Source organism: Sandaracinaceae bacterium (genome assembly GCA_016706685.1).
GTDB lineage: Bacteria > Myxococcota_A > Polyangia > Polyangiales > Houyiibacteriaceae > JADJJE01.
On sequence record JADJJE010000008.1, the window covers coordinates 308,799 to 328,765 of the forward strand.

At 69.8% G+C, this 19,967-nt stretch carries 19 protein-coding genes; 3 read left to right on the forward strand and 16 right to left on the reverse strand.

The genetic code is table 11. The features are described 5' to 3' along the window. Positions 1 to 167: 167 nt before the first annotated feature. Positions 168 to 686 carry a GNAT family N-acetyltransferase gene (locus IPI43_12970; protein ID MBK7775022.1) on the reverse strand — a complete coding sequence of 173 codons (519 nt, stop codon included), beginning with the start codon at positions 684 to 686 and terminating at the stop codon, positions 168 to 170. 72 nt (positions 687 to 758) lie between these two features. On the opposite strand from IPI43_12970, the gene IPI43_12975 reads away from it, so the two are divergent. After that, the gene (locus tag IPI43_12975) at positions 759 to 1,706 is read left to right on the forward strand and encodes a hypothetical protein (protein ID MBK7775023.1); all 948 of its coding nucleotides are present in this window, start codon (positions 759 to 761) and stop codon (positions 1,704 to 1,706) included. A 63-nt stretch (positions 1,707 to 1,769) separates the two neighbouring features. On the opposite strand, the gene IPI43_12980 is transcribed toward IPI43_12975, so the two are convergent. Further along, positions 1,770 to 3,227 (reverse strand): serine/threonine protein kinase, encoded by a 1,458-nt coding sequence (locus IPI43_12980; GenBank protein MBK7775024.1) that lies wholly within the window; start codon positions 3,225 to 3,227, stop codon positions 1,770 to 1,772. Between the two features lie 150 nt (positions 3,228 to 3,377). Then, a complete protein-coding gene (locus IPI43_12985; protein ID MBK7775025.1) occupies positions 3,378 to 4,139 on the reverse strand; it encodes a patatin-like phospholipase family protein in 762 nt (253 codons plus the stop codon). A 149-nt stretch (positions 4,140 to 4,288) separates the two neighbouring features. Between IPI43_12985 and IPI43_12990 the strand changes: the two genes are divergently transcribed. Together IPI43_12990 and IPI43_12995 are read left to right on the forward strand one after the other, a co-directional pair. After that, positions 4,289 to 6,232, forward strand: coding sequence for a DUF4215 domain-containing protein (locus tag IPI43_12990; protein ID MBK7775026.1), 1,944 nt, complete (start codon positions 4,289 to 4,291; stop codon positions 6,230 to 6,232). Positions 6,233 to 6,300: 68 nt separating this feature from the next. Then, positions 6,301 to 7,185, forward strand: a complete 885-nt coding sequence (locus IPI43_12995) for an MBL fold metallo-hydrolase (protein ID MBK7775027.1) — start codon at positions 6,301 to 6,303, stop codon at positions 7,183 to 7,185. Between the two features lie 12 nt (positions 7,186 to 7,197). On the opposite strand, the gene IPI43_13000 is transcribed toward IPI43_12995, so the two are convergent. The 13 genes from IPI43_13000 to IPI43_13060 form a co-directional block, all read right to left on the reverse strand. Further along, a complete protein-coding gene (locus IPI43_13000) occupies positions 7,198 to 8,997 on the reverse strand; it encodes a hypothetical protein (GenBank protein MBK7775028.1) in 1,800 nt (599 codons plus the stop codon). Positions 8,998 to 9,154: 157 nt separating this feature from the next. After that, the gene (locus tag IPI43_13005) at positions 9,155 to 10,072 is read right to left on the reverse strand and encodes a hypothetical protein (protein ID MBK7775029.1); all 918 of its coding nucleotides are present in this window, start codon (positions 10,070 to 10,072) and stop codon (positions 9,155 to 9,157) included. After that, on the reverse strand, positions 10,069 to 10,602 hold the full coding sequence (locus IPI43_13010; GenBank protein ID MBK7775030.1) for a hypothetical protein: 534 nt from the start codon (positions 10,600 to 10,602) through the stop codon (positions 10,069 to 10,071). The genes IPI43_13005 and IPI43_13010 overlap by 4 nt, the downstream gene beginning before the upstream one ends. A gap of 149 nt (positions 10,603 to 10,751) precedes the next feature. Continuing rightward, a complete protein-coding gene (locus IPI43_13015; GenBank protein ID MBK7775031.1) occupies positions 10,752 to 11,597 on the reverse strand; it encodes a hypothetical protein in 846 nt (281 codons plus the stop codon). A gap of 49 nt (positions 11,598 to 11,646) precedes the next feature. Further along, a complete protein-coding gene (gene eat / locus IPI43_13020) occupies positions 11,647 to 13,071 on the reverse strand; it encodes an ethanolamine permease (protein ID MBK7775032.1) in 1,425 nt (474 codons plus the stop codon). A gap of 70 nt (positions 13,072 to 13,141) precedes the next feature. Next, complete coding sequence (locus tag IPI43_13025) at positions 13,142 to 14,704, reverse strand: hypothetical protein (GenBank protein ID MBK7775033.1); 1,563 nt, start codon at positions 14,702 to 14,704, stop codon at positions 13,142 to 13,144. Positions 14,705 to 14,773: 69 nt separating this feature from the next. Further along, positions 14,774 to 15,085, reverse strand: a complete 312-nt coding sequence (locus tag IPI43_13030) for a DUF962 domain-containing protein (protein ID MBK7775034.1) — start codon at positions 15,083 to 15,085, stop codon at positions 14,774 to 14,776. 42 nt (positions 15,086 to 15,127) lie between these two features. Beyond that, the gene (locus IPI43_13035; GenBank protein MBK7775035.1) at positions 15,128 to 15,784 is read right to left on the reverse strand and encodes a TetR family transcriptional regulator; all 657 of its coding nucleotides are present in this window, start codon (positions 15,782 to 15,784) and stop codon (positions 15,128 to 15,130) included. 107 nt (positions 15,785 to 15,891) lie between these two features. Continuing rightward, positions 15,892 to 16,992 carry a Fic family protein gene (locus IPI43_13040; protein ID MBK7775036.1) on the reverse strand — a complete coding sequence of 367 codons (1,101 nt, stop codon included), beginning with the start codon at positions 16,990 to 16,992 and terminating at the stop codon, positions 15,892 to 15,894. 88 nt (positions 16,993 to 17,080) lie between these two features. Further along, on the reverse strand, positions 17,081 to 18,436 hold the full coding sequence (locus tag IPI43_13045) for a 6-phosphofructokinase (protein ID MBK7775037.1): 1,356 nt from the start codon (positions 18,434 to 18,436) through the stop codon (positions 17,081 to 17,083). A 61-nt stretch (positions 18,437 to 18,497) separates the two neighbouring features. Further along, the gene (locus tag IPI43_13050; GenBank protein ID MBK7775038.1) at positions 18,498 to 18,839 is read right to left on the reverse strand and encodes a cytochrome c; all 342 of its coding nucleotides are present in this window, start codon (positions 18,837 to 18,839) and stop codon (positions 18,498 to 18,500) included. Positions 18,840 to 18,928: 89 nt separating this feature from the next. Beyond that, positions 18,929 to 19,150 carry a 30S ribosomal protein S21 gene (gene rpsU / locus IPI43_13055; GenBank protein MBK7775039.1) on the reverse strand — a complete coding sequence of 74 codons (222 nt, stop codon included), beginning with the start codon at positions 19,148 to 19,150 and terminating at the stop codon, positions 18,929 to 18,931. Positions 19,151 to 19,653: 503 nt separating this feature from the next. Next, positions 19,654 to 19,965 (reverse strand): type II toxin-antitoxin system RelE/ParE family toxin, encoded by a 312-nt coding sequence (locus IPI43_13060; GenBank protein MBK7775040.1) that lies wholly within the window; start codon positions 19,963 to 19,965, stop codon positions 19,654 to 19,656. Positions 19,966 to 19,967 lie beyond the last annotated feature (2 nt).

The window sequence follows — 19,967 nt, forward strand, 5'->3', positions numbered from 1 at the left end:
CCTGAACGTTCCGTCGAACATCGCGAATGGGAGCGGGGGACCGCCTGTGATCGGCATCCCGACCGCAGGCAGTCACGACGCCGAGGCCGCCCGCGCAGCACACATCCGCCTTGGGAGCCCCCAGCCCGCACGCCGCACCCCACCCGAGTCGGGAACCGCTGCGGGCTTCAGCGCTTTCGCTGACCCTCGCCGCAGCGGTACAGGTACAGGTTGAGCGGCGGGTTGTTGGGCGCCTTCACGTTGGGCCCCAGCTCGTACATCTTGATCAGCCCGTAGATGGTGGCGAGCTGGACCGCCTTGGCGTTGGTGGTGGCGATGAACGCGATCAGGAACTGGAGCTCGGGGCAGGCGTCGGCGTGGTCGAAGAGCATGTCCACGGCGGGGGTGGTCACGGGCTGGCCCCAGAAGGCCGGGTCCGTGTAGACGCTGATCTCGGCCATGCAGTCGCGCACCGCCGGATTCGCGCGGAAAGGCGTGAGGCTGGTCCAAGAGACGACCACGTTGTCTTTTTCTACAACGAAGAAGGGGAAGACCTCGTTAGACTCCTCTAGTCGCGCTCGGTAGTAGGCCTTGTAGTCCACTCCCGCGGGCGGCCGGCCTCCCAAACTGTTCTCGATCCCGCCTTCCCAGATGGCGTAGATTCGTTCTAGGTCTGCACTCGTGCCCCTGCGAGCCCTGATTGACATCCTGGCACGATACGGATCTCCCGATCCGGCGGTCAAGCAATCGCCATCGCGCCCCCACCGAATTCCAGGCCCATGACCCGACCCAAGCCCACCATCGCCCCCGGAGACGTGCTCTCCTATTCGTCCGGCAGCACCAACCGTGATCCCCACGGGTTTCGCATCACCCAGAAGGGCGGAAACCTCCTCGGGCTCATCAAGATGCGCTGGCCCGGGCTCGTGGCCACGTTCGGTGATCGCATGCCCATCGTGATCAACACGTACCCGGCGCACATCGGCAGCTTCGACTTCGGCGTCACGGTGGACTCGTACCTCAGCTACACCACCGCCTCGCGCGCGCTGCACCTGGCCAGCGTGGAGAAGCTGCCGGTCATGCTGCTGGGGCAGTCCTTGTACCTGGCGCACCTGCTCTTCCAGCACACGCGCGACGGTCACCCCATGCCGGACTCCATCCTGTGCGGCGTCGGCGGCTACACCACGCCGCGCTCCCTCGAGAACGCGCTGCGCGACGTGTGCGAGCGCCACGGCACCACGATGACCATGCTGCATGGCTACGGCGTGGCCGAGGTGGACGCCGCCGTGCTGCTGGCCGCGTCTCGCAGCGACAAAGGCGAGCTGCTGTACGAGCGCCGCAGCCCCGACGTGGAGGTGAGCTTCGACGGCACCAACCTCCTGCTCTCGCTCAAGGCCCCCACGGGCGCGTACATCATCGAGCGCTTCCCCACGGGGGACCAGGGCAAGGCGGTGGGCGAGAACTACTTGGTGTGGAACCCCGAGCGCCTCAACCCGCAGGTGGAGATGCTGCTCGAGGGCTGGAGCGTGGAGGACTGGCAGCGCCGCACGGGCTACATCCACTACGGGCAGCAGCTGCGCTTCCAGCTGCGCAAGGGCGTGGAGGCCAAGAGCCCCATCGAGATGGAGTTCTACGAGTACGCGCGGCAGTACGGCCACGACTGGCTCTTCAAGCCGGAGTGGAGCGCGCGCATGCCCACCAGCAAGTCCATGCGTCGCACGCTCATCTGACTGGGGCGGCTGCTCGGAGGGGCTGTCCGTCGCCGCATCCGCAGGCGGCCCTCGCGCGGCTCCTCAGTTGCGGTCCAGCAGCAGGTTCTGCGTGGTCATGGTCGGCGGCGGCGGCGTTTCGGCCGCCATCACGGCCTGCTCGGCCATCGCGGGACGACTGGAGCTGCTGCTGCGGCTGCTGCTGCGCGACGAAGACGACGAGCGCTGGCTCGCGTCGCTGTCCGTGTTCTCGCCTTCGGCTGCTGCGGCTTCGGCGTTCTCGGCGACCACGGGCGGTGGGACCTCGGCGGGCACCACGGGCGGCGCGGGCGGCGCGACCACGGCCCCCACCGCCTCCGCGGGCACAGTGGGCAGCGGCACCTCCATGGGCGCCGCGGTGGGCGAGGCCTCGACCGCGGGCGTGGGGCTGTTGCTGCTGGCGAAGTACGCGCCCAGCCCACCCGCCAAGAGCAGCGCGGCAAAGGCCGCAGCGCCCAGCATGAGCTTGCGGTTGCGGCCCTCGTCGGGGCGCGTGCGGATGTGCGAGCGCGCGAGGGTCCCCGTGCCGGACGAGACCTGCAGGGACCCGGTCAGCTCGTCGGTGCCACGCGACACGATGCGCCGGATGCGCTGCGCCTGCTCCAGCAGCTGGCCGTCGTTCATGGCAACAGCGATGTCTTGCGCGAACTCGGCCACGTCGCGGTAGCGCTTGTCCGGGTTCTTGGTGAGCGCGCCGGCCACGGCGTCGTCCAGCGCCGGCGGCACGTCAGCGCGCAGCTCGCGCGTGCGCGGCGGGTCGTTCTCGAGCACCATGGCCACCAGCTCGGTCATGGTCTCGGCTTCGTACGGCAGGCGCCCCGTGAGCAGCTCGAACGCCACCACGCCGAGCGACCACACGTCCGAGCGCTGGTCCACGTTGCGTGTGCTGCGCATCTGCTCGGGCGACATGTACATGGGCGAGCCCATGACGGCGCCGGTGCGCGTGAGGTTGTTCAGCTCGGTGCCGGACTTGGAGATGCCGAAGTCCAGCACCTTCACCTGCTCGGAGCCGTCCGAGGCGCTGGTGATGAAGAGGTTGCCGGGCTTGATGTCGCGATGGACGATGCCGTTCGCGTGAGCCGCCGCGAGCCCCTCGCAGGCCTGCAGGATGAGCCTCGCCGCGCGCGGGATGTCGCGCATGTAGACTTCGGTCTCGAGCACGTCCGCGAGGTCGCGCCCCTGCAGGTACTCCATCACGATGTAGGGCGAGCCGCTCTCGAGCGTGCCCACGTCGATGACGCCGGCCACGTGCGGGTTCTTGATGGAGACGGCCGCGCGTGCCTCGCGCAGGAAGCGCTCCACGATGCCCGTGTTGTTCACGTACTCGGGCAGCAGGAACTTCATGGCCACTTTGCTGTTCAGCATCTGATGCGTGGCGCGCACCACCACGCCCATCCCGCCCGCGCCCAGCACCTGGTCCACCTTGTACTTGCCGGCCAGCACGTCGCCCACCGCGACACCCGTCTGGTGGAGGTCGTCGTGGGGGGTCGGGACGGCGGTCAACGGTTCAGTCATACGTTCTCGGCGCGACGCGGGGGCAGGCCAGGGTCATAGACGCATGGCGAGATAAATCCGAGGCTAGCGGACCGAGGTGTGCACTTCAAGGTCACTGCATCATCGTTTTGGCCCGTGGGGCAAGTGTCTAGCCGTTTTCTAGGAGGGACAGCGGACCACGGCCTGCACGGGGGTGTCGAGCGCCCGGGTGGTGGCCAGCCGCGCCCGCTCGTAGGCCAGCGGGGCGTCCGTCAGCCGAAAGGGGCTGAGGCGGGGCAGCGCCTCCACCACCAGCGTCACCAGCTGGTCACGCACCGGGATGCGCAGCGACGGACTGCCCGGCCGCCGCCAGGGCGAGCGCGAGGCCAGGTGGTGGTAGAGGACGCGCTCTCCCGTGGGCACCCCCAGCAGGCCCGGTCGGTCGGTGACGCCACCGTCCACCATGAGCCGCCCGTGGACCCGCACCGGGTGGAACATGCCGGGCACCGCGCACGAGGCGTGGATCGCAGCGGCCAGGTCGCCCGAGCTCACGGGCCTCGGGCGGCGGGCGAAGACGTCGTGCACCACGAGGCTCGCGGGCACACGGCACTCTTCGAAGGTCTTGGCCGCGAGCACACCCTCGAGGCGCCGGCGAAAGAGCTGGCCCCGCAGCAGCCCCGCGCCGGGGGCCGGGTCCCAGAAGTCCTCGCGTCGCAGGCTCAGCAGGGTGTCGCGCAGCTCGGCGCTCGAGACGCCGCTGGCCCACGTGCCGGTGACCAGCGCGCCCGCGCTCGAGCCCGCCACCGCGCGGGGCGTGAGCCCTTGCTCTTCGAGGGCTGCCAGCACCCCCGCGTGAGCAAAGAAGCCGAAGAAGCCGGAGCTCATGCCCAGCGTGAAGGGCGCCTCGGTCAGCCACGTGCGCAACGTCTTCGGGGGCGGCATCACGGCCACCGGTTAGCCTGTGCGCGCGCCCGCGCCACGCAGAAGCTCGTCGCTTCCAGTGCCACTGTCAGGCAGGCGGTGCATTTCGCGGCTCGATTGGGTAGCCTTGGGGCTTCCCCCTTGCGCCGGAGCTTGTCGTGAACCGCACTCTGCCCCCCGAGTCTCTCCATTCGTCCCGGCGCGCGCGTGCGCTCTGCTGGGTCGCCCTCCTCACCAGCCTGGCTGGCAGCGTGTTCGCGGGCTGTGGCAGCCCCGACGGCGGCGGAGGCATCGATCAGGGCGGAGGCGAGGGCGGCGTGCAGGACCTGGGCGTGATCCCAGACGGCTGCAACGACGGCGTGGTGGTCCTGCCCGAGGCATGTGACGACCGCAACAACCTCGACGGAGATGGGTGTTCGCGGGACTGCAGCACCATCGACCCCAGCTTCATCTGCCCGGTGGCTGGCTCGCCCTGCATCCGCGTGGTGACGTGCGGCAACTCGCGCATCGAGGGGCCCGAGACCTGCGATGACGGCGACGACGACGCGGGCGACGGCTGCTCCGTGACGTGCCGCGTGGAGTCCGGCTGGACGTGCCCCACCGTGGGCGCGGCGTGCGTGGCCACCGAGTGCGGCGATGGCATCGTGGCCGGCTTCGAGGCCTGCGACGACGACGACAACGCGGCCCCCGGGTGCGACGACAACTGCCAGCTCGAAGAGGGCTACGCGTGCCCCACGCCGGGTGCGGCCTGCGTCCCGACCGACTGCGGCGACCAGGACGTGGAGGGCACCGAGGAGTGCGACGACGGAAACCTCGCCGTGGGCGACGGCTGCGACCCGTTCTGCAAGCGCGAACCCGACTGCACGGACGGCGTGTGCGTGGCGGTGTGTGGCGACGGCCTGCGCTGGGCGCCCGAGGCCTGCGACGACGGCAACACCGTCGGCGGCGACGGCTGCGCGGCCAACTGCCTGATGGTGGAGCAGGGCTTCACCTGCGTGGAGATCCCGCTGCCCGCGCCCGACGAGGTGCAGATCCCGGTGACCTACCGCGACTTCCGCCGCGGCTGCTCGGCGCCCGGGAATCCCAATGGCTACCCCACCGAGGGTGAGACCGGCGCCACGCCGCCGTTCGGGCACCCCGACTTCGACTGCTTCGACAGCGCCGACACGGGCATCGTGCAGAACACGCTCAGCTCCGACGGCAAGCCCCAGTTCGCGTCCTCGAACGTGGTCACCAGCGCCGACTCGTTCTCCACGTGGTACCGGTCCGACAACGACTGGAACCGGACCATCGCCGACGTGGTGACGCTGGGCGACATCGGCGGCGGCGCCTATCGGTTCGACAGCGACTCGTTCTTCCCGCTGACCGGCCGCGGGCTCGACGAGGAGATGTGCGGGAACGCGTCGTGCGAGGCGCTCCACGCCGACGGCAACGGCTCCGGGAACCAGAACTTCTTCTTCACGTCCGAGGTGCGCTTCTGGTTCGAGTACGCGGGCGACGAGGTGCTCGCCTTCTCGGGCGACGACGACGTGTGGGTGTTCATCGACGGTCAGCTGGTGGTGGACATCGGCGGCGTGCACGGCCGCGAGAACGGCACCATCGACATCGCGGACTGCAACAACGCCAACCCGAACGACAACGGCGCCGGCTGCATCTCGGACCTGAGCCTCACCGTGGGCGGCATCTACGAGGCGGTGGTGTTCCAGGCCGAGCGCCACGTCGTGGAGTCGCAGTACCGCCTCACGCTCACCAACTTCACGCGCGCCCCCTCGCAGTGCATCGACGACTGCGGCGACGGCATCGTGTCCTCGCGCGAGGCGTGCGACCTGATGGGCATGAACGGCATGGGCGATGGGTCGGCCTACGGGGGCTGCACCACCAACTGCACGTTCGAGCCCTACTGCGGCGACGGCGAGGTGGACGACGCCTTCGGCGAGACGTGCGACGACGGCCTGAACCTGGGCGGCGCGTCCAGCGCGTGCGCACCCGGCTGCATGTCCACCGGCGCCAGCTGCGGCGACGGCGTGGTGCAGGTGTCCGAGGGCGAGCAGTGCGACGACATGAACGACCTCGAGAACGACGGCTGCTTCATGTGTGCCCTCGAGTTCGAGTGACGCGCGGCCTTTGATGGCTCGTGAGCCTGGCCCTTGCATCGCGCGGCGCACAGCGGCGATGCTTGGGCATGGCGTCGAAGCACAAGGCCCTGCCCACCAACGTCCCCGGTGACTTCTTCGTCGACAGCGGCTGCATCGACTGCGGCACCTGTCGCTGGGTGGCGCTCGGCACCTTCGACGGCAAGAACGACCAGAGCTTCGTGCGGCAGCAGCCCGAGGGGGCGCAGATCGCCGCCGCGCTGCGAGCCGTGGTGGCGTGCCCCACGGGCAGCATCGGCACGCTGAGCAAGCACGACCTCGCGCCGGCCATCGAGAGCTTCCCCATGCCCATCGACGCGCGCGAGGACACGGGCATCTACCACCTCGGGTTCCACAGCCGCGACAGCTTCGGCGCAGCCAGCTACCTCATCGTGCGGGGTGACGGGCGCAACGTGATGGTGGACTCGCCGCGCTTCAACAAGGGCCTGGTGGAGCGCATCGAGGCGCTCGGCGGCGTGCACACCATGTTCCTCACGCACCGCGACGACGTGGCCGACCACGACCGCTACGCCGCAGCGCTGGGGGCCACGCGCGTCATGCACAAGCGCGACCTGCGCCCGCACACGCGCAGCGTGGAGAGCCTCATCGAGATCACGGAGCCCACCCCGCTCGACGACGAGCTGCTCATGATCCCGGTGCCCGGCCACACGCAGGGCTCCATGTGCCTCTTGTACAAGGACCGCTACCTGTTCAGCGGCGACCACCTGGCGTGGGACATCATCCGCAAGCGCCTGTTCAGCTTTCGGCAGGCGTGCTGGTACGACTGGGACCAGCAGATCGCGTCCACCGAGGCACTGCGCGGGCGCAGCTTCGAGTGGGTGCTGCCGGGGCACGGGCCGCGCGGGAAGGCCAGCGCAGAGGCCATGCAGCAGGCGCTCGAGGGCTGCATCGCGTGGATGCGCAAGGCCGCCTGAGCCGCGCGCGTTTCAGAGTTCATCCTCGACATTGCGGACGATTCCGGGGGCTCCCGCCATGCCTGATGACCCCAACGAGAGACCCCCGTCCCCTCCCGACCCGGCCGAACCCGACGTCACGAGCGTGTTCGTCTCGCCATAGGTCGACGCCACAGTGTGGTTGTGGACGTAGATGCCGTAGCTGGAGCCTCCCGCACCACCGCCACCGCCTGCCCCGTGGCCCCCGTCGCCGCCGTTGCCGCCGCTCCCTCCTGCACCGAGCACGAACGACCACGCGGCCCCGGCGGTGCCACCGCCCGCGCCCCCTTCGCCCCCTTCGCCGCCTCGGTTGCCCGCGCCCCCGCGGCCCCCGTCGCCGCCGGTTCCGAGCGTGATCGTGTTGTTCGAAAGGGAGGGCAGGCTCGAGCTGGGTGCCGAGAAGACGATGAAGAATGCGAACGATCCGCCGCCGGGATCGCCAGCACCCCCACCCGTGCCTCCGCAGCCGCCAGCACCGCCGCCGCCGCCGCTGCCTCCGAGCGTGTCCGCGATGCCCGCACAGAGGACCGTGTGGTCGACGCCGCCGCCAGCACCGCCGCCGCCGGCGCCGCCGCCCGGAGTTCCGTGGGTGCCCGCGTGCCCGCCCCCGCCCCGCCACTCCGCGGAGGCCTCCACTGTCGATCCGGTGCCACCCATGCCGCCTGCTCCGTTGGCTCCGGGGCCACCGTCCATGCCAGCCACGCCGGCCGCCGACATTCCGCCCGTGTTGCACGCTCCACAGTTCGGGCAGGTACGGTCGGACCCGCCGGGCCCGGCCGTGCCGGCCGTCCCACCCGCAATGGAGCGCGAACCTACCCCGCCGCTGTTCTGAGCGGTGGTGCCGGAGGGGCACAAGGCACCCGCTCCAGCGCCGCCCGACACGCTCATGCCACCACAGACCTGCGTCCCCGGTGCACCGCACGATGTCGTCACGGATGTGCCAGAGGCGTTGAAGCATTGGGGAACGTTGCCGGGCACGTCGGGCGCCTGACTACACATGCTGACGGCGGCCGTCTCGATGTAGCGTTCGCCCGATTGTCCGTCGGGTCCATCGGTGCCCTCGAGTCCAGCCGTACCCGATGATCCATCAGCACCCCTCCCGGCGAAGACGTGGTTGTCGCGGATCACGAGGTCAGACGACGCATCCCGAATCCAGAAGGCGTAGCTGTTGGCCGAGCTCGTGACAGCATCGGTCCCCTGCACAGTGAAGCCCTCGAACACGGTCGGTAGCGTGATGCCGTCGGCGACGACCGACTTGGCGTGTCCGGCTCCTGCCATTGGCCGCACGGTGGACACGTTCGCGCCGGGGTTGCGCTCCCAGGTGGACGGGTGGTGGCCTCCGAGTAGGTGCTTGCCGTCAACCAGCGTCACGCGCTCCGTGTAGAGCCCCGCAGCGACCAACACTCTCGCCCGGTCGACCCGGACAGCCTCCGTGAGTCCGAACCCGATCGACCTGCACGGGTGGGCGCCTTGCTGCGTGCCCACGGGGCCAAGCCCGCAGCCGGTCTGATCCACTGCGGCCGCGTCGGAGGTCGAGACGTAGATCGCGTCCTCGTCGAGCTCGAATTCGCAGCCGTCTGCGGGGAACCCGTTGAGGTCGTAGTGGCCCTCCGAGCAGCCGTCGCCGCCAGCGTCGCCCGAGTTGCCCGAATCCTCGGCGTGCGCGGCGTCTTGGCTGGCATCGGCGTGCGCGGCGTCTTGGCTGGCATCGGCGTGCGCGGCGTCTTGGCTGGCATCGGCGTGCGCGGCGTCTTGGCTGGCGTCCTGCGGGGTCATGGCATCGCGTTGGGTCATGGCATCGCGGCTGGTCGCCGCATCCGTCGGACCTTCCGAGGTCTGACAACCCAGCTGCGACACAACCAGCAGACTTCCCAAGGCTGCAATCCACCCTCGATGATGCATCCGGACACACTAGACGCAGGCCCATGCGACCGCAAGGAGTCGGGTGGCGTCAGGCCTTGTGGCGTCGACAGCCCACTTCCGCGCGACGGCGGCGTCGCACGCCGAGTGCGGCGAGGGCCAGGCCTGCCGAGAAGCACGCCACGCCCGGCGCCCGGCTCGTGGGGCCTGCCGAGCAGCCCTTCGCCTCCATCATCGGCGGGAGCTCCTCGGGGCACAGGAAGTTGCTCTGGCTGGTCTCCCCGTTGGCGCCCACGGCCGTGACGCGCAGGCACGAGGGGTCCGTCTCGAAGCGGTCACGGTGCGTCACGTACGAGGGCGCGCCGCACTCGCCGGGCCACGAGGCCAGCAGCTGCGGGGCCACGGGGCCGGCGTCGCCGGCGGGGTAGCGCCAGAGCACCCACAGCGTGGGGGTGCCGGTCGCGTCCGCGCGCACCACGGCGTCCTGCCCGGTGTCGAAGCAGTCTTGCGCTTCCAGCACCGCCGGGCAGGTGTGCGGCACGCTGGGCGCCTCGTACGGGTCGAGCCGCAGGTTGCTCAGCACGGGGGTCTCGACCGCGGCGGCCGTGCCGGTGCCCGTGGTGAAGCGCAGCTCCAAGGTGACCGGGCCCTCGGGGCCCGTGGCCGTGGTGGTCACCAGGTACGCGGTGTTCGGCGTGAGCGGGCCGGGGCTGAACATGTCCTCCACCATGGCGCCCGCGCCGGCTGAGTTCACCACCACGCCGTTCACCGTGATGCTGCTGGGGCGCCCGTAGGTGTTCAGCCGCAAGAAGATGCGCGCGTCTACCGGGACGTCGGTGGCCCCCTCGGCAGGGTACGACCACACGATGGCCGGGTCCGGTGGGACGCACGACGCGCTCGCGTGCGAGGGGGCGGCCAGCGCCCACAACGCTGCTGTGAGGCACAGGGCGCCGGTGATCGTCGAGCGCTGGGCAGGGGTCATCGTCAGCCTCGCTTTCATGGTGCTCATGGCGCGCACTCCTCGTCGGTGGTCGCGTCTCCGTCGAACACGCCGTGCTCCCAGTGCACCACGTGGAAGCCGGTGTCGCAGCTGTCGTCGCAATCCGGTGCGCGCAGCCGACACAGGGTGAGCACGCCGTCGACGTCGAGCTCCACCGTGGCGTCCGCAGGGCAGGTCGCGATCAGCATGGGCAGCGTAGCCGGCACGAAGTCGTAGTAGCGCTCGAGACCCTGCTCGCATGTCGATCCGCATACGACGCGGCGGCCCACCAAGGCGGCCGCCCCGTTCGCCACCTGCACCACGCTGGCGGTCCCGGTCGTCAACATCAGCGGGCAGTTGTGCTCCTCGTACCAGTAGGTCCCCGGCGTCTCGGCGGCGTCGTCCAACGCCCGCCACGTGGCGAGGGCCGCCTGGCGAACGTCGGCCGTCGCGCTGTCGGCCGAGGCGTCCACGCGCTGCACGGTCGCCTCTGCACACCCCAGCATGCTCAGCAGTCCGAGCACGGCTGGGGTCATCGAGCGCGTCGAGCGTCGTCTCATGCACCTCCGTCCAGCACGTTCCATGCCGTCGAGAATGGCACAACGTGGCACGGCTGAGCGTGTGGAGCGGGGACTCCCCGCGACTCTGGCGAACGATCGAATGTGGGCTGCATGGTGAGGATGCGCTGGGCGGCTGGAGCCCGGGCGGCTCACGTCTTCGCGGGGCGCTGACGGCGTCGCGCGCGCCACGCAACCAACACCGTGAGCGGCGCGAAGAGCCAGACTCGATGGGCGTGTCCCATGACCCTGACCGAGCATCCGCTCGAGTCCGATGGGCAGGTGAGGCTGCTGTGACTGCTGACGCCGTTGCCGCCGACGGCGGTCACGCGCAAGCACCCGGAGCGCGTGTCCCAGCGCTCGCGGTGAGTCACATAGAGCGGTGGTCCGCACTCGGCAGGCCACGTGGTCAGCACGTGTGGCGCGACGGGGCCCGCGTCCCCCGCCGGAAGGCTCTCCAGGCGCCACACGACCACATCGGTGGCGCTCGCTTCGGCGCGCACGAGCGTGTCCTCATGGGTGTCGTAGCAGCCTCGCGTCTCCAGCACTCCACGGCACTGCCTCGTGATGCTGGTAGGGTCGGGTGGGTAGTCATCGCGCTGGATGACGGGGGCAGTCGGTGCGCCGACCACCGCGGCCACCTCTGTGCCCGTGGTGAAGAGAACTTCCTGGGTGCTCGGGTCGGCAAGCCCGTCGATTTCCACGACGATCCGGTACGCGGTGTTCGGTGCCAGGGGGCCAGGGTCGAAGTGGCCTACGCCGCTGCTGTCCACCTCCACGTCGTTCACCGTGATGCGGTTGGGCGGGGGGCCGAAGGTGTTCACCATCACGAAGATGTCGGCGTCGATGGGCACGTCGGTGTCGCCGTGGCTGGGATAGGACCACGCGATCTGTGGGGCGTCCTGGAAGCACGCCGCGTGCGCCCCGGAGTGGGTGACGGCGAGCGCGAGGCTCCCCGCGGCGAGGCAAGTGACAGTCCATCCATTCGAACGGCGCATGGCGGTCCTCCTTGGCAGGTCCCCACGATAGCAGGCCGGCGGGCGAGGGTCACCGCTCCCGCGCGGCCACTTCCTCCGGCGCCAGCACCAGCCGCTTGCGCGCGAACAGCGCGAAGTACAGCAGCCCCAGCGCGTACCAGACCGCCGCGCCCAGCACCACCTTGCGGTAGACCGGGTCGCTCACGAAGAGCGCCACCAGCGTGACCAAGCTGATGCCCAGCGCCATCACCGCGCCCCCCATGCCGAGCGGGCTGCGGTACGGCCGCGGCAGGTCCGGGTGCCGGCGCCGCAAGAGCACGAACGAAGCCATCTGCAGCACGTAGGACAGCACCGCGCCGAACACCGCCATGTTCAGCAGCACGGCACCCACGGGGCTGCCGGTGCCGAGCGCGCGGATGGCGCAGGCCACGGCGAAGCCCAGCAGCGCGCCCACCACGAGCGCCACGTGCGGGGTGTGGCGCGTCTTGTGCGTGAGCGAGAGCACGCGCGGGAAGTAGCCGGCGCGCGAGAGCGAGAAGATCTGCCGGCCGTACGCGAAGATGATGCCGTGGAAGCTGGCCAGCAGGCCCACCACGGCCACCAGCGCGAGCGCTCGCGTTCCGCCGCTGGCCCCGAAGATGGTCTCGAGGCCCAGCAGCAAGGGCTCTTGGCTGGTGCTCAGCGCGGCGGCGCCGGGCGGGATGGCGCTGTTGAGGCCCAGCGTGAGGAACGCGGCGATCACCAGCGTGAGCAGGCCCGAGCCGAGCGCGCGCGGCACGTCGCGCACGGGGTCCACGGCCTCTTCGGCGGCCAGCGGCAGCTCCTCGATGCCCAGGAAGAACCAGATGGCAAAGGGCAGCGCGGTGAGCACGCCCAGCGGCCCGTGCGGCAGGAACGCGCCGTGGCCGCTGTCTGCCGCCGGCGCGATGTCGAGCGCGTGCGACATGCCCACGTGCGGCAACGCCCCCAGCCAGAACACCACCAGGATGCCCAGCGCCAACACCGTGATGGCCAGCGTGGCGCGGAACGACACCGACGCGCCCGCGATGTTGAGCCCCACGAAGAGCGCGTAGCAGCCCGCCCACAAGAGCGGCTGGAGCGCGTCGGGCGTGCCCAGGATGGCCTGCAGGTAGCCGCCCACGCCCACCACGATCACGGCGGGCGTCAGCACGTACTCCATGTTCTCGGCCAAGCCGGTCACGTAGCCGCCCCACGGGCCCATGGCCGAGCGCGCGAACGAGTAGGCCCCGCCCGCGTGCGGCAGCGCGGCCGACATCTCCGCCACGCTGAAGCACAGGCCCGCGTACATCACGCTGGCGATCGCCGTGGCGATCAGCAGCCCGCCGAAGCCGCCGTGCCCGAGGCCGAAGTTCCAGCCGAAGAAGTCGCCCGAGATGACCGCGCCCACGCCCAGCGCCCAGAGCGACCAGGGCCCCGCCCAGCGCTTGAGCTGGCGCGCCTCGAAGTAGCCCGCCTCCACGTCTTGGTACTGCACCCCGCCCGCTTCGGCGGCAGGGGCCCCGTCTCCCGTGCTCGCGCCGCCGCCGGAGCCAGCGCCGGCTCGCTCACGCCGCGCCCAGGTAGACGCGCAGCGTGTCGGCCGCCGTCTGCTTGTCGAAGGGCAGGTCGCGCAGCTCTTCGCGCCGGCTGATCTGCCCCAGCAGCCGCTCGAGGTAGCCGTAGAACGCGCGGCACTCGTCCACCGCGTCGTGCATGCGCTGCTCGTCCAAGAGGTCTGCGTCGCGCAGCAGGTCGATGGCCGCGATGAAGTGGTCCAGGCGCTCGTAGTCGCTGCGCCGCACCAGCTGGTAGCCGATGGCGCGGAAGTGGTTGAGGAACTCGCGCACGAACACGAAGCTGGCCGCGCTGCTCCAGTGGTCCAGCTCGCCGCTGGCGGCCGCGTCGGCCTTGGCCAGGAAGGCGCGCAGGATCTGCTTGAACATCCACACGTCGCGGCGCAGGCGCACGCTCGCGGCTCGCCGCCCCGCTTCGTCCGAGTGCAGCTCGGGCAGCGCGCGCTCGGGCGCCAGCTCCACGCACAGGTCCAGCACCGCCGAGTGCAGCGTGGCCTTGAGCGAGGCGCAGGCCTGCGTGAGCAGCGGCCCCAGCAGCTCGTCGGCCGGTGCTTCGCTCGGCGTGGGCAGCTCGCGCTCGAAGGTCTTGCGGATCTCGATGCGCAGCACGTTGGCGATGTTCTCGAGCGTGCGGCGCAGCGACAGCAGCGTGGCCGCGCGGCGCGTCCAGGCGTCTTCGTTGGCCTTGATGTCGCTGGCGCTCGCCTCCATGAGCTCGCGCTCGAGGCCATCGGCCATGATGCCCGCCGCCTGCCGGAACAAGAAGCGCGTGAGCGCGCGCACGTCGCTGCGCAGCACCGCCAGGATCAAGTAGCTGCGCCGCGCGGTGGCCGGCTGCGACGCGTAGCGCTCCACCAGCGTCACGTAGCGGATGGCCCGAAACAACGTGAGCATGGTGAGCGCCACCAGCCGGTGCGTGGCCTCGCTCTCGATGGCGTGCAGCGCCTCCAGCACCTCGGGCGCGCGGATGCGGTCGAACTCCGGCCGGAACTCGAGCGCCACCAGCGGGTTGAAGTACGCGTTGCGCCCCACCTCGCGCGTGACCGTGCCCTGCAGCGCGCCGTACAGGCGGTGCGGGATGCGGTTCAGCCGCAGCAGCCCGTCGGCCAGCTCGAGGTACCCGCCGAAGCTGCTGCGCAGCACCATGAGCGCCGCCTCGGGCGTGTCTTGGGCCAGCTGGTCGTGCACCAGGCGCGTGCGCTCGCGGTCCTCGGGCAGCACCGTCTCGAGGTAGCGCGAGAACACGTAGGCGCGCTCTTTCTCGCCCAGCAGGTCCCGCACCTGGTCGCTGGTCTGCATGAGCGCGTCACGCACGATGCGCAGCTCTTCACGGAAGTCGTGCGCCACGTCGGGCACGCGCCGTGGCGGGCCCGGGTGGTTGCGCGGGTTCCCGAAGCACGCGAACCCCTTGAGCAGCATCTCCAGCTCGAAGAGGCTCTCTTCCTTGTGCTCCCAGGGCAGCTGCGCGTACCAGCGCTCCCGCGCGCCTGCGTGATCGCGCCGCATCCCGCGGGTGTCGCGCAGCAGGTTGGCGTAAGCGTCTCGGTGCGTCATGCGGGCCACGGCGCGCAGCGTAGCGATGATCACCCCAAGGCGTCCAACGCTACGCGCGTGGCCGCGGGATCACGCCTGAGCCTGAGGCTCGTCGAGCGGCTTGCCGGTCAGGAACGCTACCAGGCGCTTGCCGTACCAGGTGGCGCCCACCAGCAGGAAGGTGGGGTCGCGGAAGAAGCTGGGGGCCTTGCCCTCGAAGGCGTGGCCGATGAACTGGAAGATCCAGCCCAGCACGAACAGACCGATGCCGATGGGCGGCGCGAAGAACATCAGTGGCAGCGAGATGATGATCATCGGGATGCCCACCATGTGCGTGGCCTTGTTCATCGGGTGCTGGTGGTCGGCCTTGTACTGCTTGAGGTAGTCGTCGATCTTGCTCATGGTCTCGGTTCCTTTCACAGGTCGCAGGTCACGGGTCACAGGTCAGTGCGGCAGCGCCAAGCGCACCACGGCGTCCACCAGGGCGTCGCGGAAGCGGGTGTCGTCCACCATGGGGTGGCCCAGCACGTGTGCGTGCACGGCGCCCTCCACCATCCCGAAGAGAATGAACGCGGTGGCCAGGCAGTCGCCCTGGTGGCCCCAGCGGGTCAGCAGCTCGGCCGTCTTCTGCACCAGGGCGCGCTCGCCAGCGGTGGTCAGCGCGTCCAGCTCCGTGTCGGCCATGCGCCGCTCGGTGACCACGGCGTGGAAGCGCGGGTCCTCGCGGTGGTGGCGCACCACGGAGTCCACCACAGCGGTCAGGCGTCGCTGAATCGACGCGCGCAGCTCACCGGTGATACCAGCGCCCGCAACCACCACGGCCGGGTCCAGCTCGCTGGGACCTGTGGCCAGCTCCCCCACCAGGCTGCCGAGCAGCGCCATCTGACGCTCCTTGGCCAGCTCACGCAGCACGGCGTCCTTGTCCGTGAAGTACTGGTAGAAGCTGCCCGTGGACACACCCGCCCGCTTGGCGATGCTCTTCGCGGTGGTGCTCGCGTAGCCCGCGTCCGCGTACTCGGCCTGGGCCGCCGCCACCAGCGCCGCGCGGGTCTTGTGCGCGCGGGCCTGGGTGGGGGTGCGGAGGTCGTCGATCTCGGGCATGCGGGTACTCTGACAATAGATGAACCTGACGTCAAGTTCATTTATTGTCACTCTGACGCTGTCTTGCCGTCCAGGCGGAGATGGCGCCTGGCGATGGAGGACGCCGCTCATTCGAGCGTGAGCCAGTACCGTGTGCCGCGCTTCTCGCCCGTGCGTCGCAGCGCTCCCAGCTCGACGAGTGCGCCGAGGTCCCGGCGGGCGGTAGCCGGGGGCGCCCCAGTGATAGTCATGTAGTTTCCGGCGGAGAGCCCTCCTTGGAAGCCGTCCGGTCCCTCGCGGAGGATGCGCAGCAGCGCCTTCTCCTGACGTGGGTTCAGGGCAGAACGCAGGCGGTCGAGGAAGCGTGTCTTCTCCACCAGGAAGCGCACGAAGCGGAGGCTGCGCGCCTGCCCGGCGAGCACCACATCACTGAAGTAGCGCAGCCATTCGGTGACCTCGTTGTCGCGGCTCGCGCGCTCCAGCGCGTCGTAATAGTCGCTTCGTCGCTGCGCGATCACGCTCGAGAGCCCCGTGAGGCTCGCGTGCCCCAGCGTTTGGCTCAGGGCGCACTCCGCGATGGCGCGCCCCACGCGACCGTTGCCGTCTTCGAACGGGTGGATGGACACGAAGTACAGGTGTGCGATGCCCGCTCGCGCGACGGGGTCGAAGGACGGGTCGCCGCGCGTCTGCTCGAAGAACGCCAGGAACGCCTGCATTTCCGCTGGGACGTGCACCGCAGGAGGGGCCACGAAGTGCACCCGTGGCGCGTACACGGGACCGGAGATGATCTGCATCGGGTCGCCATCCTCGCGGTAGCGCCCTGCCGCAACACGAGCTCCGCGCTGGCCTTCCACGACCAAACGTTGCCACTCGAACAGCCGCGCGTCGGTCAGCTCGCAGTCCCACTCGTCGTGCAGGGTCGCCATCAGCGCTGCCATCCCGCGCTCAGCCGCTCCCCCTCGCGTGGTTGACCCGTCCAGGCCGAAGTGGCGACGGAGACTGGACCGCACGGACGCCCGCTCGAGCACCTCGCCTTCGATGGCGGCGGACTGGATGGCTTCATCACTCAAGAGCTCGGCGCGCAGCCCAGCGCGCTCGGCGGACTCGAGGTGCTCTGCCACGCCGCTCAGCTCTCCGGCGCGTCGAAAGAACTCACGGGTGGTCGGGGCCAGCGACGATGCGTCGTAGCGGAAGTTCGGCCAGTCATGTTGTTCCCAGTTCCAGGCCATGAGCGATAAGCGCCGTCATTATCGCTCATGATTCGAACAGGTGCGAGCGATATATCGGTTGTTTTCGCCCATTCCCTGATGAAACCCGTCACTCCGACGGGTCGTGCTCGGGCTCGAGGCGCCGGCCCGGACGCCAGTCCAAGATCCGGTCCGTGCGCGTCTCGAGGAAGCGCGCCAGGCGGTGGAAGTCGCTGCCCACCTCGATGAAGCGCAGCTCGGTGCGCAGCGTGTCCGGGTTCACCAGCTCGTGGAACGGCACGTACTGCAGGTCCAGCTGCCCGAACACGCTCACCATGTGCCCGTCGAGGTTCTCCTCCACCAGCGCGCGGTAGGCGCCGATGCCCAGCTGGCTGCCCAGCATGACGTCGAACGCGTGCGGCGGCGCGCAGCGCGACTCGTAGCCCAGCTGCACCCCGCTCACCTTCTTGCGGCGGCCCGTGCGCGCCTCGTAGCGGTCACTCACCTTGGTGGCCACAGCCTTGCCCAGGTCCATCGCGCTCAGCGAGATGTGCCCGTGGTCGTCGCGCGGGAGCATGTGCAGCGTGGCGTGCGGCAGCAGCTCACTCAGCCCCTCGGCGAGCACCACCGTGCCGTAGTGCTGGCCACGGCGCTCGCGCGTCAGGATCAGGTCCACGATCAGGTCGGTGAGCTTCTCGATGGAGAGGCGCCGGTTCGTGGTGCTCACGCCGGTCTCCGAGTCCGTCAGCGTCTCCGGCTCGGTGAGCGTCTCGTCGATGTCCTCGACGCCCAGCACCATGTGCGCCTCGCCCGCGATGGCCACGCCGTAGGACAGCCAGCCCGCCTTGCGGCCCATGGTCTCCACGATGAAGTAGCTGCTGGTGGCCAGGCAGTCCGCGTGCAGGTTCTGGAGCTCCTTGGCCATGAAGTCCACGGCGGTGAAGAAGCCGAACGTGAAGTCGATGCCGCGGTAGTCGTTGTCGATGGTCTTCGGCAGGTGGACGATCTGGAAGCGGCGCGCCCCCTCCGGCAGGTGCCGCTGGTACTCGTAGAGCAGGTTGGCCGTCTTGAGCGTGTCGTCGCCGCCGATGGAGATCAGCGCGTCGATCTCGAGGTCCACCATGGCGCTGTAGATGTTGCGCAGGCGCACGGTCTTCTGCGGGTCGTCGAGGTCCGCCGGCGTCTCCACGTCCTTGCCGGGGTTGGCGCGCGCCGTCCCGATCAGGATGCCGCGCTGGTTGCGGATGCCCGTCAGGTCCTTCTCGGTGAACACGCGGTAGTGCTCGTCCGGCAGGAGGCGGTGCTTGAGCGGGTGGTAGTCCTGCAGGTTGGTGTAGCCGTGGAAGAAGCCCACCACCTCGCGCCCGTCGGCCATGAACGAGATGGACGCGGCCGAGATGACGGCGTTGGCGGCCGGTGCCGGACCCCCGGAGAACACGATGCCGACGCGGCGGACGTGGTTCCCCTTCTTGTGCGACGAGTTCATGCGGCCGATCGTATCAGCCCGGGCGCCGCAGGCGCAGAATCAGGATGCCGCAGGCGCAGAATCAGATGGACTCGAGGTACGCGACCAGCGCGCTCACCTCGTCGTCACGGAAGTCGTAGCGCGGCATGGAGCCCGAGAAGCCCATCACCACCTTGCGCTGGGGCGTGATGATGCTCTCGCGCAGGTAGTCCGCGTCCACCAGTCCGTCCGAGCCGTCGGTGAAGTGCCGCGCCTGCCCGAGGATGCCGTCCAACGAGCCCCCGATGCCGCGCACCCCGGCGATGCTGTGGCACGCCGCGCAGCCGTGGGCGTCGTAGAGATACTCGCCCCACTCTTCTTGGGTGCGTCCGCGCGGTGGCCCCTCGCTGGCGATCGGCACGTGCTCTTCTTCCGTGAAGTGCACGTAGGCTCGGTACGCCAGAAACGCCAAAACCGCCGCGAGCGCGAAGCGCAGGCGACGGCGTTTGGGCCGTTCCGCAACCGGAAGGGGGATCAGCCCTCCATCTTGACGCGCTTACGACGACGGCGGCTCGCCTCGGCGGCCTTCTTACGGGCCTTCACGGACGGCTTCATGTAGTGCCGGCGGCGCTTGAGCTCGCGCAGGATACCCTCGGACGCCATCTTGCGCTTGAGGTGCTTGACGGCACGCTCGAGCCCCTTGTCGCCGACCTGGACCTCAACGGGCCTGCACTGAATCGCCTCACTTGCGGACATTAACTTTCCTCTTCTTCCGAAACCCCACTCAGGCGGGGAGGGCGCGGACCATGCCACACGCTGGCGGTGGGTGCAAACGTGGATCGTTACGGGGGGTTAGATCCTTCTGGCGCGACGTTCGCGGGTTCGAGTGGGGGCGTTGTCATGAGGAGGGGGACGGGCACCCTGGTCTGCGGGGCCGGTCGCGCTGGCGCTTCCTCGGGTGCCTCCCCCATTTCGGCGCGTCCTGCGGACGCTTGAAATAGGGCCCCCCCCACCCCCGCTGCCCAGGGCGCCCGTCCCCCTCCTCGGCTGCGTCTCGGGTCGAGCACGCGAGGGGCGCGCTCGGGGTGCAGCGCCTGGTGGGCGATCGCACGGTTGCTGATGGGGTGGCCAGCCGGGGAACCCCGCCCCGCGCGACTCGGCTCGACTCAGGCGGCTAAAGGAGGAGTGTGCTGTCGCTCAGTTGGGAGAGCGCTTGAATCGCACTCGAGAGGTCATGGGTGAGTTCCCGTTTGGCTCTCCTAGTCCACGAAGCCGATCCGAAGGTGCAGGGTGGGGTCCATCTTGCCGTGAAGGATGCGAACGATGTCGACCTCGTGCGCGGCATCGAGGCGGTAGTAGATCAGGTGGCTTCTCACCTTGAGTCGCCGATACCCCTGCTTGATGTCGTCGCACTGTCGGCCCAGGCGCGGTGTCGCCGCCAATAGATGGAAGGCCTCGTCCAGTTCTCGGAGCGTTCGCTCCATCTGTGCTTGCCCCCAGCTCGCACGGCTTTCGAGACCGATGTCGACCAGATCGTTTTCAGCGGTTCGTCGAAGCCTGACGCTCACCATGC